This window comes from Polyangium sp. y55x31, from assembly GCF_029946505.1.
Classification (GTDB): Bacteria; Myxococcota_A; Polyangia; order Polyangiales; family Polyangiaceae; genus Polyangium.
The window spans coordinates 54,151-69,671 of sequence record NZ_JARZHG010000016.1; the positions used below are offsets into that span (position 1 = coordinate 54,151).

Genomic DNA, 15,521 nt, shown 5'->3' on the forward strand with positions numbered 1-15,521 from the left:
CATCTGGAAGCAGCTTGAAGATGCGGCGGCGCGGAGCACCGCCGCTCCGACGGCCGCTCAGCGTCCCCGAGCCGCCTCGAAAGCGCGTACGGCGTCGAATCCGCGCGCCGCGAAACGAGGGGTATAATCGCGCTCCAGCGTTCGCTCCATGATTTGGCCATATCGAGCCGGAGGCATGAGCCCCCAGGCGCGATCCTCCGCGGCCATCGCGTCGTTTGCCCTTGCGCTCGGCGGCGCGTAGCTCCGCCTGAGGCGCCCGAACATCGCCGGGAGCTCGGCGTCGACGAGGCGCCGTACATCGTCGGCAAAGGGCAATTCGAGGAAGTGGTCGAGCAGGCTCCAGCCGAAGTCCCGGTGCCGGACCTCGTCGCGTAACACGCGGTCGAGCGTGCGTCGCGCCTGCGGGACGGTGCACCCTTCGCGTAGCACCTTGAACAGCGGCACCGCCACCGTTTCGCCCAGGCAAAACACCTCGACCCCCGCGCGCGCCGCGGCCAGGTGAAGGGGCTCCGACGGATGGTGTCGAAGCCCGAGCGTCTCCTGCGCGAGGGTGGGCATTTCCTTTCCGCCGGCCGCTCGGTACGTCGCGTGGCTCATGCGCGCGTGGGCGAGCTCGTCCTTGACGATACGCAGACCGTCGTGAATGAGGTCGGGCGAGACGCCGAGCTGAATGAGCCAGAGCGTCAGGTGCTGGGTGATCGCAGCCGAGCGGTATTCGGCATGGACACGGCGAAGCCATTCGCCGCGGACCGCTTCGCTCGCGGCGGCGCGTGGAGCGCGTTTCGGGGCAGGGGAGGGCATGGCAGGTTCAGGGGCCCGTCAGGCACACCTTGACGGTCATGCCGCAAGCGTCGCAGGGCTGGTTGTGACAGGGATCGATGACCACCTCCCCGCAAGCCGCACCGCCCCAACAACTGACGTTGTCGGTACAGTCCGCCTGGGCAAAGCAGCCTGCCTGCGGAAGGGCAGGGACCCCGCAGCCCGGAACGAGCCAGCGACAGGTCGCGTCCGCATTGCACGCCTCCTCCGTCGTGAGGAAAAAACAAGGGTCCGGGGGAGGCTCGGGCGGATTGCAGGGAGGTACCCCATCGATGCTCCAGGACATGCCATCACACGTGGCCGTTTCGGTTTGCGGACCGCAGCCGTAATCGAACGTGTAGCTGCACGTGAGCATGCTGCTGCAAGGCTCTCCCGAAAGCGGCCTTTCGTCGGGGCATACTTCCGGCGGCGGGGGATTGCATGAAATCCCCGCGTCGATGCTCCAGGCGTTGTCCTTGCACGTGGCCGTCGCGGGTTGAGGACCGCAGCCGACATCGAACTCGTAGTTGCACGTGAGCTCGCCGTTGCAAGGCTCACCCTGCGTCGGCATCATGTTCGGGCAGCCGGGCTCCTCGACGTACGGCGGGTTTTGCGTGACGGTGCTGAAACAACCGGGCAACAACGCCACCGTCGCCGCCTGGGCAACGGTGACGACGAAAGGCTTTCGTCGGGGCTTTGGTTTTCGGGGAAGAGGCATGGTCACAAGCTCCGGTGATGGCTCAGGATGGCGCAACGAGGTGCAAGAATGCGCTGGACGGGGCGAGGTATGCAAGAGCCGTGCGTGCATCGACGCCGGTTGCTGCGTGCTAGCGCAATGGCACCTCGCGCATCCGCTCGGCGAGCTTGTCGTAGACGGGTCTACGAGGGTCGTCCGCGCGGAAAACCAGGCGGAAGTAGTCGCCGACCGGGTTGACCGCGGGGAAGATGCGCCGCAGCCTCCTCGCCGCGAGGTCTTCCTCGATCAAGTAGCGCGGCAGCACGGCGACGCCCGCCCCCGCGAGGGCGCGCTGGCGGATGGCCTCGATGCCGCCGAGGCGGACGATACGCTGGAACTGGAGCCGGTCGCCGCCGCCCGGGGCGTCCCGCCAGTAGCGAAACAGCGGCAGCTCGCGGCTGGCATCGAGTAGCGTGTGGTGTTGCGCGTCCTCGTCGCGCTCGAGCGGTGACGCGCGCAGGAGCTTCGGCGCGCCGACGAAAACGTAGGCCTCGGCGTGGATGCGGATGGCGTCGAGCTTGGGATCGGTGAAGCGCGAAGACGTGACGGCGCAGTCGATCTCCATGGTGCGCACGCGCAGCAGCAGATCGGGCCCGGATCCGAAGTAGAGGTGCAGGTCGAGCGAGGGGAAGGCCCGGCGGAGATCGTCGAGCTGGGGGACGATCCAGCTCATTCCGAGCTCCTGCCGGGTGCCCAGGGTGATGTCCATGGGCGGCGGTCCCGTCTCGCCTCGCGCCGCGCGCACGCAGTCGCGCGCAGCGGCCAGGCAATGCTCGGCCACGGGGAGCAGGCGTAGGCCCGCCTCGGTGAGCGCCACGAAGCGCGTGGTGCGCTGGAAGAGCGGGGCGCCGAGCTCGTCTTCGAGTTTGCGGATGCGCTGGCCGAGCGCGGCGGGGGTGAGCGCGACGGATCGGGCCGCCGCGCGAAAGTTGAGGAGGCGCGCCGCCGCGACGAAGCAGCGGAGGCTATCGATCGAGGGGTACACGTTCCGGAAGGAATATCATGCGGCGCGGCGGGATCGGCGCGCCTCCCACGCAGCGCGGGCGGGAAGGCCGTGCTGCTCCAGGCGCGGCACGATCACCTCGTGCACGGTGGCGTAGAACAACCCCCGCGCCGCGGCGCCGTCGCAGAGCCCGTACGACGCGGCGCCCGGGGGGAACGTGGTGCGCGCGGGGATGCGGCTGAGCTCGTGCTGCTCCAGCGAGGCGAACGCGACGCGCAGGTACGTGGCGAGCCGGGCGCGCGCCGCGGCGTCGAGGGCAGGAACCACGCTGCCGAGGAAGCGCCAGCCGAAGCGGGCGTGGCCGACCTCGTCGGCGAGGATCCGCGTCAAGAGCTCGCGGAGCTCGCCCTCGGGCATCTCCAGCCGCTCGGCGTCGATCTGCGCGACGGCCACGGTCTCACTCAGGCAGCACACGCTGAGCACGTTGCGCAATACGCCTTCCAGGGGCGCGACGTCGCGATGCTCGGGCAGCGGCCGCGGCGTATCCACCTCGGCCCGCGCCTCGCCGCCGAGCGCCTCCACCACCGCGCCGCAAAGCGCGCCGTGGGTGCGCTCTTCCTCGGCCATGGTGCGGCATTCCGCGACCAGATCCGCGGCGACGCCCGCCGCTTCGAGCTGGCGCGCCAGCCCATCGAAGACGGGCGCGGAGCCGTGCTCGTTGATCATCCGCCCGAGCCAGGTGCGGCGCGCCGCCTCGCGCAGGGCAGGCTCGATGTCGCCGATCGAGGGGCGCAGTTGCCGCGCTTCCGCGGTCAGGTCGAGCAGCATGGAGGTCATCACGCCACCTCCTCCATCTCCAGCGACGGCGGGACCGGGGGCCCCCACGCGACGCAACCCGCCTCGACCGCCCAGCCGTTTTCGTCGCAGCAGGCGGCATAGGCCTGCCAATCGTGCATGACATCGGCGCAGGGGCCCGCGGCGGCGCCGCCCGCACCACCGGCGCCCGTCGCGACGCTCGTGGAGCCGTCGCCGCCGGCCGAGGCGGTCGAGGCGACGGTGCTGGAATCCGAGCCTCCACCCGAGGAGGCCGTCGTATTCGGCTCGTCACCGTCGGAATCGGGTCCAACGACCACGTTGCTCGCGCATGCGGCGAGGCCGAGGGTCAGGGAGACGGCGGCAGCCGCGCGCAGCGCGCGGCGATGGATCTCGAATCGCGTCATGAAGCACCTCCTGCAAGGGACGAGCAGGAGGATGAACCATGAGCAGTGAAGAGAGAATCGATATGATCCGAACAGCGTCGTAAAGGATCCGTTTACAAGAACCGTGCGCGGGCCGCGAGCTCGGCGAAAACGCGTCTCGCGCGTGACCGCCTCGTCATACGCTCGTCATATACTCGTCATATGCCCAGCGCCCTTGCCACGACGACGTTCATGAGCAATAAAGGGTCGCCCGCCACTTGCCACCCACCGGAGATATCATGGTGAACAAATCGCGCTTCCTTGCAATCGGTCTTCTCGCCGCCCTCGCCGTGCCCGCCTGCGCCGCGCAGGATTCTACGCTGCCGGAGGAGACGGAATCGGCCGCCTCCGCCGCCACGGCGATCCGGATCTATGCCTCGGAGGGGGACCTCGACTTCTCCTTCGAGACGCTCGGCACGTTCGAGGAGCGCGACGGCGTCCGCGCCCTCGTCTTTCGCGGCACCGCGAACCGCTACCTGAAGAATGTGTTCAGCTTCGTGCCCGATGACGCCTTCGGGCAGGCGAACATCATCAGCGAGCGCCGGCTCGAGGTCGTGATCCACGAGGGCCACGAGCTGAATACCTTGCTCTCGGGCCTGCCGCTCTTCGTCTCCATCAACACCTTCACGGGCACGCCCAACCAGTACACCGCCCGCGTCGAGATCGGGGCGCGTTTTTACGATTTCCTCGGGTCGAACGACATCTGGATCGACGAGGCCGTGGAGCCCTTCTACGCGATCAACGGCATCGATAACATCGTCTATCGCGGCGGCGTCGACGTGCTCGGAAACCCGCTCACCGTCACGGCGCCCGACGGCGCGCCGTCGGTCTTCCCCGTCGATGCGGATAGTTACCGGCTCGACTGGTCGTATGCGAGCCTGCATGACGCCATCGATCCGCACACGCAATCCCTGTCCTTCAGCGCGACGCGCCCCGACGGCACGCTCGCGAAGAAGACGGCGCGCCTCGTCGCGCGCGTGACGGGCCTCGCCCTCACCTCCGGCGACCCCTACAACGTATGGCCGACACCTCCGTGTGAGCCGGCCGTTTATAGCTGCTATCACAGCCAGCCCGCGGGCACGACCGACTTCGCGGCGTGTGGCACCTACCGCCAGGTGCAGCGCTGCGTCTATGCGGACGCGTGTGACGTGATGCAGGAGCCGCTGTCGCTCTCCCCGATCGACGCCTCTTCGCTCGAGCCGGCGCGTGCGGCGTGGAACCAGGGATCGAGCGGCTACAACTGGCGCAACATCCAGCCCATCGCCGCCTACGATACGCCGGAGTGCCCGGAGGCGCCGGTCACCATTGCGAGCCTGATCGACGAGATCGCCTCCACCGATCAGAACCAGCCGGCGCCCGAATACGGCACGTTCACCGATCGCGCCGGCCTCTCCGCGACCACGTTCTTCGGATCGACCGGCGGCAGCGCCCTGCTCGCCGCGATCGACGCCTTCGCGGGCGGCGGCAACATCGAGGCGTGGTATTACAGCGAGCAGGTGTCGTGCCACAACTGCACCGATTTCATCACGCGCGTCGTGCTCTTCTACCCGAATAGCGGCGTGGTCCTCGTCCTCGACGGCAATTACGGCTACGATTCCTGAGCCCCCGGGCACGCTCGCCGAGCGCCTCCCGGAGCGTCTCACCATCCGGGGCGAGCGCGCGGGCGAGCGCTGCGACCAGGGTTCAGCGACCGGATGCCTTGTCCGTCGCCAGCAGGAGCAGCTGTTTGATCCTCTCCTCGTCGAGGACCGTGAACACCGAGGCTTTCCCTTCGTGGTGCACGTAGACTCCCACGCGCGTCGCGAGGGCGAGCGTGAGCACCTTCATCGCGGGCATTCCCTCGGGTTTGGCGCCTTCGCCGTCGACGGCGCGGAGCGATGCCTCGTCCGTATAAAAGACGAGGTTTCCCTCGTGCTTCGGCATCGTCCCCCGGGCATTGTTGAAATAGAGGACCGATCGCAAGAGCTCTCGATCGAAGTTCTCGTGCGCCTTTTCGCCGTCCATCCCGTACGCCTCCGGCGTCCATATCGCGATCAGCGCGGGGCCGAGCTTCTCGTTGTTCGGGATCCCCGTCGCGAGGGACGGATCGAGCGTCGCCGAAAGGCGAACGGTGGGCGCCGAAGCCTCCGCGGTCGCCGCGCCTGCCGCCGGCTTGGGGCTCCCCACGGCGTTTCGCACGTGCTCTTCGGTCGCGAATCGCTGGAACTTGTTTTCCATGCGTGACGCGGCGAGCCGCTCGGCGGCGATCACGGCCGCGGCCTGTTCCCGAGAAGCCTTTGCGCGCAGATAAAACCCACCAATCGCCAAGGCCATGAAGCCCAGGGACACGGCCCCCGTCACGCTTGTCGGGACGGGCGGCGTTTCATCATTTCTCGTGGCCAGGAACAGCCCGCCAGCCCCGACCATCCCGGCGAGCCCGCCAATCCCCATGCCGAGGCCTACGTTTTTCATGGTCTGCGCGCCCTTCACCTCCGTTTCGTACATCTCGAGGGCGCGGGCGTGGTCCCTTTGGACGCGGTCACGCTCGTCCTGGTAGGCCCTCTCGAACGCGGCATACCGCGCGATGTGCAGGGCGCTGAGGGCGTCGACCTCCGTATCTCCTTGATAGACGTGCCATTCGTGCACCGGAACCTCGGTCGGCTGCGCCTCGTAGACCACCTCCTTGCCCACGTAGCGGCCGCTCGCGGTATAAACCTGGCGCTCGCCGACGGGGATCTTCTTCATGACCGTGCGCGTGGAATCCTTGGTCTCGATCCGCAGAGTCTCCCCGGTGGACCGGTGCGGGAGCTGGTATTCGAAATCGGAAGGCACCTGCGGCGGAGGCGGCGCCGCGCAACCACCGATGACGCTGCCGAGCACCAACCACCCGACCAATGTTTTCATGGGTTCACTCCCTCCAGCTTGCATTCGATACACCTCGTCTGCCGCGGGAATCGCAAGGTCCGTGCCAGTCTCGGTGTTTTCTGGAGTGTGAGTATTCTCACGAGCGGCGCGAAAAACGCTGCCATCGCGCACCATCGAGGGCGTTTCCCTCCCGAGGTGTCATGGGGCGGTTGTCATGCGCGCGTGACACTGTCACACGCGCGTGACAGTCCGGCTCTCATCCCACGTCCTCGCCGCCCGGGCGCACGCCTTGCCATGATCCTCGTATCGGCGCGAACGTGGGCACGGGGGGGACAGGGAGCATGCGGTACGGTTTCCACATCTTCGCGTTTGTCGCGGGCGCGCTGGGGAGCGCCGCCTGCGGGCAGGAGTTTCGGGACACCGGAATGGAGCTCGACCGCAATGAGCCCCCGCCACCCGCGGGCCGGGGCGAGATCGTCTGGGCCCGCGCCTTCGGCGACCCGACGAAATACACGGACGGCGACGCCGTCGCCGTAGGCCCCGCGGGCGAGATCGCACTCGCCGGCGATGCGGCGGGCTCTCTCGATCTCGGCCTCGGGCCCATCGTATCGCCCAGGGGTGAAGGGCGACTTTTCGTCGCCGGCCTCGATCCGCAGGGGCAGACCCGGTTCGGCGTGCGTTTCGATGACGCGGTGGTCGAGGGCCCCAAAGGCATTTCCGTGGGCACCGATGGGCGCATTTTCGTCAGCGGCAGGTTGTTCGACACGACCGATTTCGGCGCGGGTCCCGTCGGCTCACGCGGCGACGCGTTCGTCCTCGCGCTCAGGCCCGACGGAAAGGCGGCGTGGGCCCGCACGTTCCCGGCCACGCAGGGGGCTTGGGTGACGAGCCTCGCCGTCGGTCCCCGGGGCAGTGTCGTCATGGCCGGCGTCTTCCGGGGCACCATGGTGCTCGGCGAGAGGGCGTTTTCCGGCGCAGGCAACGTATTTCTCGCCAGCCTCGATTCGGAGGGAAATATCCTCTGGAGCAAGGCTTTTCCTGGCATGAACCCGCAAGATGCGCGCGCCGTCGCCGTGGACGGGGAGGGGCGCGTGGTGATCGTAGGCTCCTTTTACGATACCATCGATCTCGGCGCCGGCCGGCTCGAGAGCGCCGGCGACACGGACGTGTTCGTCGCGAAATTCACCGAAGGGGGCACGCTCCTCCATGGTTTTCGTTTCGGCGGACCGCAGCACGATACGGCCCCGGACCTGGCGCTCGACGGCGAAGGAAACGCGTTCGTGGCCGGCCTCTTTCATGGCGAGCTCGGCCTCCGCGACGCACCCCTCTCCGCGGCTCAGGAAACCCTGTATCTCGCGAAGATCGATCGCGAGGGGCGCACCCTGTTCGCGCGTGGTTTCCAGGGTACGACGTATCGCCCCTCGATCGCGGTCGACACGAGCGGGCAGGTGCGGCTCGGGGGCGGCTTCTGGGGCAGGCTGCACCTCGGGGACGTGCCCCTCGAAGCATCGGGTGCCGATGTTTTTCTCGCCAAGCTCGCGCCGGACGGCACGGTCCTGTGGCGCCATCGGTATGGCGACGACGAATTTCAGGCCATCAGCAGCCTCGCCGTGGACCCACGAGGCAATACCCTCGTGACCGGAAGTTTCCGGGGCACGCTCGATTTCGGAGGCGGGCCCCTCGTCGGCCAGGAGCCGTCCGACGCGTTCCTCGCCAAGATTTCTCCCTGACGGAGGATGCCATGCAACGCTTCGCACCCGCCATGATGTTCGGAATGGTCTCCGTCGCCGTGGGGAGCTGCTCGGAAGGCGAGCCCGGGACGGTAATGGCCCCCGTGACCTCGGTCGTTTGTCCGGAGGATGGTCCGGTTTCGGGCGCGGAGATTTTTACGCGCAATTTCGTCGTGGATACCGCCCTGCACGACATCGGGCTCGGCGTGGGGGTGGACGCGACGGGCAACACGTTCGTGGCCGGCGGTTTTCGCAATACGGTCGATCTGGGCCGTGGGCCCCTCGTCTCGGCAGGCGGATACGATCTGTTCGTCGCCAAGCTCGATCCCGGAGGCGAGACCCTCTGGAGCGCGCGCTTCGGCGGGCCGGAGGACGACCGATTCGCCGCCCTCGCGGTCGACGAGGCGGGCGACGTCTGGCTCGTGGGCAGCGACGAGGGGAGCGGGATCGTCGTCATCGGGCTGGATCCCACGGGAAACCAGCGCCTCTCCCGCACCTATGGCGGCGGCGATTACGAGAGCGTGAATGGGGCGGCGGTCGATCGGGAAGGCGCCCTCCTCCTCGTGGGAAGTTACGCGGGCGAAGAGTTCGACCTGGGTCTCGGTCGGCTGGGCGTGTACGAAGGCGAGTTTCTCGCGAAGATCGACCGCGCGGGCAATACCGTTTTTGCGCGTCCGATCCGGGGCTCGAGCGACAACAACATCGCGGACGTCGCCGCCGCGCCGGACGGAGACATCGTCATCGGGGGCGAGATGCGGTCCGTGCTGAGGCTCGACGGGATCGAAGGCGCGGGCGCCGGGGCCACGGACGCCTTCGCGGCGAGGTTCGATGCGCGCGGGCAGACGCGCTGGATCCGTCGGTTCGGTGGGCGTGAATTCGACGAGGGGCACGAGGTGGCTGTCGATGCCCTGGGGAACACCTGGCTCACGGGAGAATTCGAGGAGATTGTCGATCTCGGCGCCGGCCCCATCGTCCCCCGAGATTGTTGCGAGAGCTTCGTGGTCACGCTCGATCCAGCCGGCCGTCCCTTGCGCCACCGCCTCGACGTGCCTTTTCAGATCGAGGCCGACGGCGCCGGAAACGTGGTCCTCGCAGGGGCATTCACAGGTACCCTCGAGGGCTTCGGCGACGCGCTGACGAGCGCGGGCGGCTCGGATGCCTATGTCGTCAAGCTCGGCCGGACAGGGGAGGTGCGCTGGTCCAGGCGTGTCGGCGGCGCGAAATCGGAGAACGCGCGTGATCTCGCGGTAAACTGCCGGGGCAGGAGCGCGATCGTGGGCTCGCGCGAGGATCCCGCCGCCCCCGCGCCTTCGCTCAGCTTCGAGGGGCCGATCGAGGTATTCGTCACCGCGCTTGCGCCCTGATCGTCCCCCTCGGAACGGAAAGGATCCGACCATGCATACCGCCCTGTTCGCGCTCGCGTTGGCCCTCGTTCCCACCTATACGATTTCCCCCCGGCCCCTGTCGGTTGCTGGGATGCAGCTCGGAGACATCGATGGAGACGGCGAGCTCGACGTTGTGCTCGCCCACGGTGGGAACCCGCTGATGTATGGGGTCAGCGTGCTCTTGAACCGCGGCTCGAGCTCCTTGTCGCAGCCGCGGTCGTACCGGCTCTCCGACAACGGCGGCACGGGCCTGCGGATCGCCGATTTCAACGAGGACCAGCACCTCGACCTCGTCGTGATGACCCTCGGCGCGGATGGAATGCGATCGCTCGATGTGCTGCTCGGTCATGGGGAAGATGGCTTCGGGGCGCCGCAGCTCGTCGCACCCAACGAAAAGGTGAACGGGATCGAAGTAGGGGATTTCAATGCGGATGGGCATCGGGACATCGTCGTGGGGAGCAGCTCCGTCGAGGGGGACGCTCCGCTCGTGATCCTGTTCGGTCGCGGGGATGGCACATTTACGTCCGTCGAGTACCGGGGCAAATATTCCCTCAGGAATCTCGCCGCCGGGGACATGAACGGAGACGGCGTAGTCGATATCGTGGCCGAAATGTACGAGGACCCGGACGAGGGCGCCACGGAATGGAGCGTGGCCGTTTTTCTCAACGACGGCACCGGGAAGCTCGCCGCGCCGCTGAGACATCGGGTCCCCTGGAGATACTGGAAGGACCTCGCACTGCTCGACGCCAATCGCGATGGGCACCTGGACGTGGCCCTGATCGAGCCCTACGAAAATGGGGTCATCGTGCTGCGCGGCGCAGGAGACGGAAAATTTGGCGAATTCACCCGTCATGCGACCGGTCGTGGCGCGGTCTCGCTGGCCGTCGGGGATGTCGATCGGGATGGTTTTTCCGATCTGGTCACGGCGAACGAAGAGGACAAAACGATCACCGTCCTTCTCCTGGGTGCCTCCGGAAGCCCGCCCAAGCGCTGGGAGCTGCCGCTCGGGGATCGGCCCGTCGCCGTGGCGCTCGGGAACATGGATCGGGACGCCGGCCTCGAAATCGTGAGCGCGGGCGAAACGGGGCGGATCACGGTCGTCGGGTTCCGCGAACCCTGATGAAAGCGCAGTTGTATCTCGTGGGAGCGGGGTGTACCGTACCCCGCGAAGGCTCATGAAACCCCATCACGTCCTGTCGATCTCCGCCGCGAGCATCCTCGGTGTCGCGTGCGCGAGCGCTTCGGGGCCCGTGACGCCGCACGCGTCCGTGGCGCGTCAGGTGCCCATTGCGCGCGAGACCGCAGACGCCTCCCTCGTGGGGCCCGAGGTCGCTCTCCACGAGAGCCCGTTCAAGATTCGGCAACCTCCCAAGACCCGCATGGGCCACGAGTGGAAGGCAGGGGTCGGGATGGATTGGATCACGTTCGAGAGCGGGCCGCACCAGGGCGAGTCGATTTACATCTCGCTCTCGCGCGTGGGCGACGTGCGGGCGAGCGTCGAAAAGGCAGCAAGGCTCGATCGGCGTTTCCAGAAGAACGTGCTCGAGTTCTGGTTCGAGGACGGCGCGGGCATCGTCGACAAGCAGTATTCGTTCAAGGACGAGGTGGACTGTCACACGACCCCGGACTGCCATCGAGACGTTTTCATCGCGCAGCAGATTGGCACATCGGTGGTACACTGTTGGGTGACCGATTTCGAAGCCAATGACGACTGGGCGCTGAGGACCGCGCTCGAGGTGTGCAAGACCCTCGTCCCCCAATCCATGCCAGGTTCGGGGGACTCGAAGTAAGGCCGAGACCGTCGCGTTCAGCGCTGCGCCGGCAATCGCACGTCGATCACCGTGCCCGTGCGCAAGATACCCACCGCGTCGTGATACTGGAACGACGCCCGCTCACCCTCGCAGTTCCCGCGCGCGTCGCAGCGCGGAACCACCACATAATCGAGATCGATCGACACGAGCCTCCACGCAGCCACGCTCGCGAGCTCCCCCGACGACGACACGCGGTCGGCGTCCTTGTCGCTCCAGACGACGAGCTCCGCGAAGGCCGGGTCTTCCGCGTTGATTCGTCCATCACCGTTCGCATCCAGCTCGCGTAACGAGACAACCCCATTCGTCCCCGTGCCTCCGGCCGCGAGCGGCGTCATCGAGCCGAAGAGCTCCCGCCCGTCCTCGATGGCCCCGCTGCGGTCGCGATCGAGGGCAAGCCAAGGCGTCCTCGCCGTGGGCCAATCCGTCACCTGGCTCGCGGCGCCATTCACGTCGAACGCGCGCGTCGCATCGGAGGCGAATTCGACCGCAGCCCCATCGAAGGAGAGCACGAGCGGCGTGTTGCAGTCTTCGATGTGGTACCACTTCGTCTCGCACCCTTCGACGATGCATACATTACACAATTCTTGCTCGCCGGGCGTGCAGCCGACGCCCGTGTACGCCTCGCAAACCTCGCCGCCGCCTTCGCCGCCTTCGCCGCCTTCTCCGCCGCCGCCTTCGCCGCCACCGCCTTCACCTTCGCCGCCGCCGGTCGATATTTCCGTGACGCACCCTGCGGCGCCGAGGGCGAGAGCGAGCGCGGGGATCAGACCAAAAACGAAGCGGGAAAGCTGAGCCATGGGGACCTCCTCCCCGGCTCAATGGCAATACGCGTGCCGTCGCGAATTTGGTGTAAAATGGCTGATCTGTGCGAACGGGTGGCACATTCTGGCATCGCGGGCGGCACAACTCAGCTCGTGCTGTCGCTGCATTTTGCGGGCATTGTTGTAATTCCTTGACGGACAGGGGCACGCCCGTATCCTCGGCGCATGCAAAGGCTCGGTTTCGTCGTTTCTCGCGTGTCGCGCCCCGCCTGGCTCGTGGCAGCTCTCTGCATCGGCGCATGCACCATCGATCAGGTGCAAGAGGGCGACGAGTACGTGAGCTCCTCCGAGCTTTCCGTTCCCATCTCGAACCCCGGCTTCGAAAGCGACAAGACCGACTGGGGGGATCCGAATATGTTCGAAATATCCACGAGTGACAAACACTCGGGGACGAAGTCTGCCAAGATCGCCTCGTCGAGTGGACGTTTCGAGCAGACGGTCACGGTCGCGGCGAATACCGCGTACAGCCTCACCGCGTGGGTGCTCGGGAAAGGCACCGTCGGCGTGAAGAGCGGCTCGACGGTCCTCGGCAGCACGAGCATCAACAGCGGCTCCACGTGGACGCAGACCACGGTCGCGTTCAACTCCGGCAGCGCCACGTCCGTCACCCTCTACGGCGCGTACAACGGCGGAACGGGACGATTCGATGATTTCGCGCTGAACACGAGCAGCAGCGGCACGACCAGCAGCAGCGCGAGCAGCAGCAGCAGCACGACCAGCAGCAGCAGCACGACCAGCAGCAGCAGCAGCAGCTCCGGCGGCGGCGGCACGGGCGGCGCGCCCGCGCAGTACCCATCGGACGTCCTGGATCTGACGAACTGGAAGCTCACCTTGCCCGTCGATACGGCGCATGCAGGCAGCCCCGACGAGATCAAGCAGCCGGAGCTTTCGGGGTACGTCAGCAGCCCCTATTTCCTCCTGAATGCCTTGGGCGATGCCGTGGTGTTCCGCGCCCATGCCGGCGGATTCACGACCAGCGGCTCGGGGTATCCCAGGTCGGAGCTGCGGGAGATGAAGAACCTCGGCGCCGACAATGCGAGCTGGTCGTCCTCGTCCGGCACGCATACGATGTACATCGATCAGAAGATCACGCACCTGCCCACCGTGAAGCCGCACATCGTCGTCGGGCAGATCCACGACGCCTCGGACGACGTCATCGTCTACAGGCTGGAGGGCCAGAAGCTGTTCATCGATCTCAACGGCACCGACGGGCCCACCCTCACGTCCTCGTATGTGCTCGGGACCCGCTTCAACGTGAAGTTCGAGGTCTCGCAGAACCAGGTGAAATGTTATTACAACGGCGTTCTGAAGTACACGTACCCCAAGACCTTCTCCGGGGCGTACTTCAAGGCGGGCGCCTACGTGCAGTCTTCCTGCCAGGGCGAAAAGCAGGTCCCCGGTGAATCCTGCGACGCGTATGGCGAGGTCGAGATCTACGACGTGCAGATCGTCCATCAGTGATCGTGCCTGGCCAGAGGAGCACGGAAGATGAGTCACGACAAGACGGACGAAGTCGTCGCGTATATCCGCCGCAATGGTGGGCACGCCAAGGGTTGGTTTCACGAGTACCGGGATCCGAAGCCGCTCGACGCCTCGGCGCTCGCGTCGCTCACGCTGCCCGACGGCCGTCCGCTGCCGCCGAGCCTCTCGACCTGGCTCGCCTTCGACGCGACGTGGTTCGATCTTTTGATCGGCTCGCCGCCGCGGCTCGATACGAGGCCCTTGCGCGACATCCTCATGGGCTGGGCGAAAGCGGCCTCGAGCGCGTTGCCCGAGGGCTACGAAGACCCCTATCCCATGACCGACGAGCAGGCGGTCCAGGCCTGGATCGAGCTTCTGCCGGATCCGGCAATGGCGGACGCGCTGGCCATCGAGCTCCCCGCGGCGGACCAGGACCACATCCTGCTCTTCCACCGCGCCGATCGCAGCGGCGAGTATCCGATTCTCGGCTGCCACAAGCGTTTCGAGTTCTGGTTCAAATACGAAAGCTTCGGGGCCTTCCTGGCCCACTACTTCGGCCTCGCCGAGCCTGACTGACGGGACGACTCACTTCTGTGGGCGCGGCAGCGGCAGCAATGCCAGCAGGTCGTCGACGCCGGCGAGGATCCTCTGGGCGCTGAGTTCCCCGGCGACCCTCTCTCCGACGCCGTCGGGGTCGCTGTCGACGCCGAGAATGATTGGCCCCGCTCCCGGGTCATTCCCCTGGCGAGACGCTCGGTTCGACCAGAGAATCGCCGAGGTCGTGGAGGACCAGGTCGCCCTTCGATGTCCCTACCGCGAGGAGGCGGTCGTCCGGTGACAGGCTCAAGCAAGAAAGGGTCGCTTCTGGCACCTCGAATGGCAGCAGCCCGAGCGCTCGCCCGCTGCGAAGCGAATGAAACATCACGCCACCCTTGCCGACACTCGCGATCCAGCGCTGGCTCCGGGCCATCGTCAGCAGCGGTTTGTCGCCATAGGGATGTCCCAGGATCTCCGTGCACCATTCATGCACGTCAGAATCGAGGTGCCACTTGTAGATGCGCGGCCGGACCGGATCGTCATCACGGTTGAGCATTGCTTTCACGGCCACGGCGCATCGCTCGGGAGAGAGCACGAAGCCTTCCCCGAGGGCCATGTCTCGGTCGACCCGAAACCGTGCGATCTCCGCGCCCGTCCGCGTGTCGAAGCCCACGAGATCCCATTCGAAAAAGCACCACAGCTCTTCCCCGCCCCGGGCGAACGACAAGCTGCAATCGGGCTCGAACGTGTGAATGTCGCGGAGGAGCGGCTTCGGGGCCTCGCCGGGGAGCCACGACCAGACGACGGTATTGTCTTTGCCGTAGCCCGCCCAGTACACCCCACCGCCCGGAGACACGCAAAGCGCCCGGGGACGGAGCATCTGGCGGGCGCGCGCGAGCTCCTTGCCGCTTTCGAGCTCGTACACACGAACGACGTCGTCGTCGAACGTGGCAGCCAGCCTGTCCCCGGTCGGGAACAGGCAAGCTTTGTTGACGCCGTTCGTGATCTCGAGCCTCGATACGGTCCGCGCGGAACCGACGTCCCACACGCGAACGGTGCGTTCCCCGGAAGCCGCCGAGACGAGCCGGGACGAGTCCGCGGTGAAGTCCGCGGCGAGGATGCTCGTGGAATGGCCGGTGAGCTTCGTGCCCGGCCTGTGAAGGTACTTCTTCATCGAAATCGCGTGGGATTGGGTACGCGCCGGCCCCGCGCGTCAA

At 66.9% G+C, this 15,521-nt stretch carries 15 protein-coding genes; 7 read left to right on the top strand and 8 right to left on the bottom strand.

The features are described from left to right. Positions 1-57 precede the first annotated feature (57 nt). From QHF84_RS26150 to QHF84_RS26170, 5 genes are all read right to left on the bottom strand, one after another. A complete protein-coding gene (locus QHF84_RS26150) occupies positions 58-801 on the bottom strand; it encodes a ferritin-like domain-containing protein (RefSeq protein ID WP_281316142.1) in 744 nt (247 codons plus the stop codon). 7 nt (positions 802-808) lie between these two features. After that, positions 809-1,516, bottom strand: a complete 708-nt coding sequence (locus QHF84_RS26155; protein ID WP_281316143.1) for a hypothetical protein — start codon at positions 1,514-1,516, stop codon at positions 809-811. 109 nt (positions 1,517-1,625) lie between these two features. Then, the gene (locus tag QHF84_RS26160; protein ID WP_281316144.1) at positions 1,626-2,519 is read right to left on the bottom strand and encodes a LysR substrate-binding domain-containing protein; all 894 of its coding nucleotides are present in this window, start codon (positions 2,517-2,519) and stop codon (positions 1,626-1,628) included. Positions 2,520-2,534: 15 nt separating this feature from the next. Further along, positions 2,535-3,314, bottom strand: a complete 780-nt coding sequence (locus QHF84_RS26165) for a ferritin-like domain-containing protein (protein WP_281316279.1) — start codon at positions 3,312-3,314, stop codon at positions 2,535-2,537. Further along, complete coding sequence (locus QHF84_RS26170; protein ID WP_281316145.1) at positions 3,314-3,697, bottom strand: hypothetical protein; 384 nt, start codon at positions 3,695-3,697, stop codon at positions 3,314-3,316. The genes QHF84_RS26165 and QHF84_RS26170 overlap by 1 nt, the downstream gene beginning before the upstream one ends. Positions 3,698-3,954: 257 nt before the next feature. Between QHF84_RS26170 and QHF84_RS26175 the strand changes: the two genes are divergently transcribed. Beyond that, positions 3,955-5,316: a hypothetical protein gene (locus QHF84_RS26175; RefSeq protein WP_281316146.1), complete on the top strand. Its 1,362-nt coding sequence runs from the start codon at positions 3,955-3,957 to the stop codon at positions 5,314-5,316. Positions 5,317-5,398: 82 nt separating this feature from the next. Here the strand turns inward: QHF84_RS26175 and QHF84_RS26180 are convergent, their stop codons facing one another. Next, positions 5,399-6,598: a hypothetical protein gene (locus tag QHF84_RS26180; RefSeq protein ID WP_281316147.1), complete on the bottom strand. Its 1,200-nt coding sequence runs from the start codon at positions 6,596-6,598 to the stop codon at positions 5,399-5,401. A gap of 302 nt (positions 6,599-6,900) precedes the next feature. On the opposite strand from QHF84_RS26180, the gene QHF84_RS26185 reads away from it, so the two are divergent. Genes QHF84_RS26185 through QHF84_RS26200 form a run of 4 tightly spaced genes read left to right on the top strand, consistent with a single transcriptional unit; the run spans position 6,901 to position 11,464 of the window. Further along, the gene (locus QHF84_RS26185; RefSeq protein WP_281316148.1) at positions 6,901-8,289 is read left to right on the top strand and encodes a hypothetical protein; all 1,389 of its coding nucleotides are present in this window, start codon (positions 6,901-6,903) and stop codon (positions 8,287-8,289) included. An 11-nt stretch (positions 8,290-8,300) separates the two neighbouring features. Then, positions 8,301-9,653, top strand: a complete 1,353-nt coding sequence (locus QHF84_RS26190; protein ID WP_281316149.1) for a hypothetical protein — start codon at positions 8,301-8,303, stop codon at positions 9,651-9,653. 31 nt (positions 9,654-9,684) lie between these two features. Then, positions 9,685-10,794, top strand: a complete 1,110-nt coding sequence (locus QHF84_RS26195; protein ID WP_281316150.1) for a VCBS repeat-containing protein — start codon at positions 9,685-9,687, stop codon at positions 10,792-10,794. 55 nt (positions 10,795-10,849) lie between these two features. Further along, the gene (locus QHF84_RS26200) at positions 10,850-11,464 is read left to right on the top strand and encodes a hypothetical protein (protein WP_281316151.1); all 615 of its coding nucleotides are present in this window, start codon (positions 10,850-10,852) and stop codon (positions 11,462-11,464) included. A 17-nt stretch (positions 11,465-11,481) separates the two neighbouring features. Here QHF84_RS26200 and QHF84_RS26205 read toward each other — a convergent pair whose 3' ends face one another. Beyond that, entirely contained in the window at positions 11,482-12,282 is an 801-nt protein-coding gene (locus QHF84_RS26205) for a calcium-binding protein (protein ID WP_281316152.1), read from the bottom strand. A 189-nt stretch (positions 12,283-12,471) separates the two neighbouring features. Between QHF84_RS26205 and QHF84_RS26210 the strand changes: the two genes are divergently transcribed. Further along, entirely contained in the window at positions 12,472-13,767 is a 1,296-nt protein-coding gene (locus QHF84_RS26210) for a polysaccharide lyase family 7 protein (RefSeq protein ID WP_281316153.1), read from the top strand. A gap of 27 nt (positions 13,768-13,794) precedes the next feature. Beyond that, positions 13,795-14,343, top strand: a complete 549-nt coding sequence (locus tag QHF84_RS26215; RefSeq protein ID WP_281316154.1) for a hypothetical protein — start codon at positions 13,795-13,797, stop codon at positions 14,341-14,343. Between the two features lie 157 nt (positions 14,344-14,500). Here QHF84_RS26215 and QHF84_RS26220 read toward each other — a convergent pair whose 3' ends face one another. Further along, entirely contained in the window at positions 14,501-15,478 is a 978-nt protein-coding gene (locus QHF84_RS26220) for a WD40 repeat domain-containing protein (RefSeq protein ID WP_281316155.1), read from the bottom strand. Positions 15,479-15,521 lie beyond the last annotated feature (43 nt).

Coding starts and splice junctions, on each gene's coding strand:
- QHF84_RS26150 (WP_281316142.1), bottom strand. CDS start 801: ATGCCCTCCCCTGCCCCGAAACGCGCTCCACGCGCCGCCGCGAGCGAA.
- QHF84_RS26170 (WP_281316145.1), bottom strand. CDS start 3,697: ATGACGCGATTCGAGATCCATCGCCGCGCGCTGCGCGCGGCTGCCGCC.
- QHF84_RS26175 (WP_281316146.1), top strand. CDS start 3,955: ATGGTGAACAAATCGCGCTTCCTTGCAATCGGTCTTCTCGCCGCCCTC.
- QHF84_RS26155 (WP_281316143.1), bottom strand. CDS start 1,516: ATGCCTCTTCCCCGAAAACCAAAGCCCCGACGAAAGCCTTTCGTCGTC.
- QHF84_RS26205 (WP_281316152.1), bottom strand. CDS start 12,282: ATGGCTCAGCTTTCCCGCTTCGTTTTTGGTCTGATCCCCGCGCTCGCT.
- QHF84_RS26195 (WP_281316150.1), top strand. CDS start 9,685: ATGCATACCGCCCTGTTCGCGCTCGCGTTGGCCCTCGTTCCCACCTAT.
- QHF84_RS26165 (WP_281316279.1), bottom strand. CDS start 3,314: ATGACCTCCATGCTGCTCGACCTGACCGCGGAAGCGCGGCAACTGCGC.
- QHF84_RS26185 (WP_281316148.1), top strand. CDS start 6,901: ATGCGGTACGGTTTCCACATCTTCGCGTTTGTCGCGGGCGCGCTGGGG.
- QHF84_RS26190 (WP_281316149.1), top strand. CDS start 8,301: ATGCAACGCTTCGCACCCGCCATGATGTTCGGAATGGTCTCCGTCGCC.
- QHF84_RS26215 (WP_281316154.1), top strand. CDS start 13,795: ATGAGTCACGACAAGACGGACGAAGTCGTCGCGTATATCCGCCGCAAT.
- QHF84_RS26210 (WP_281316153.1), top strand. CDS start 12,472: ATGCAAAGGCTCGGTTTCGTCGTTTCTCGCGTGTCGCGCCCCGCCTGG.
- QHF84_RS26220 (WP_281316155.1), bottom strand. CDS start 15,478: ATGAAGAAGTACCTTCACAGGCCGGGCACGAAGCTCACCGGCCATTCC.
- QHF84_RS26180 (WP_281316147.1), bottom strand. CDS start 6,598: ATGAAAACATTGGTCGGGTGGTTGGTGCTCGGCAGCGTCATCGGTGGT.
- QHF84_RS26200 (WP_281316151.1), top strand. CDS start 10,850: ATGAAACCCCATCACGTCCTGTCGATCTCCGCCGCGAGCATCCTCGGT.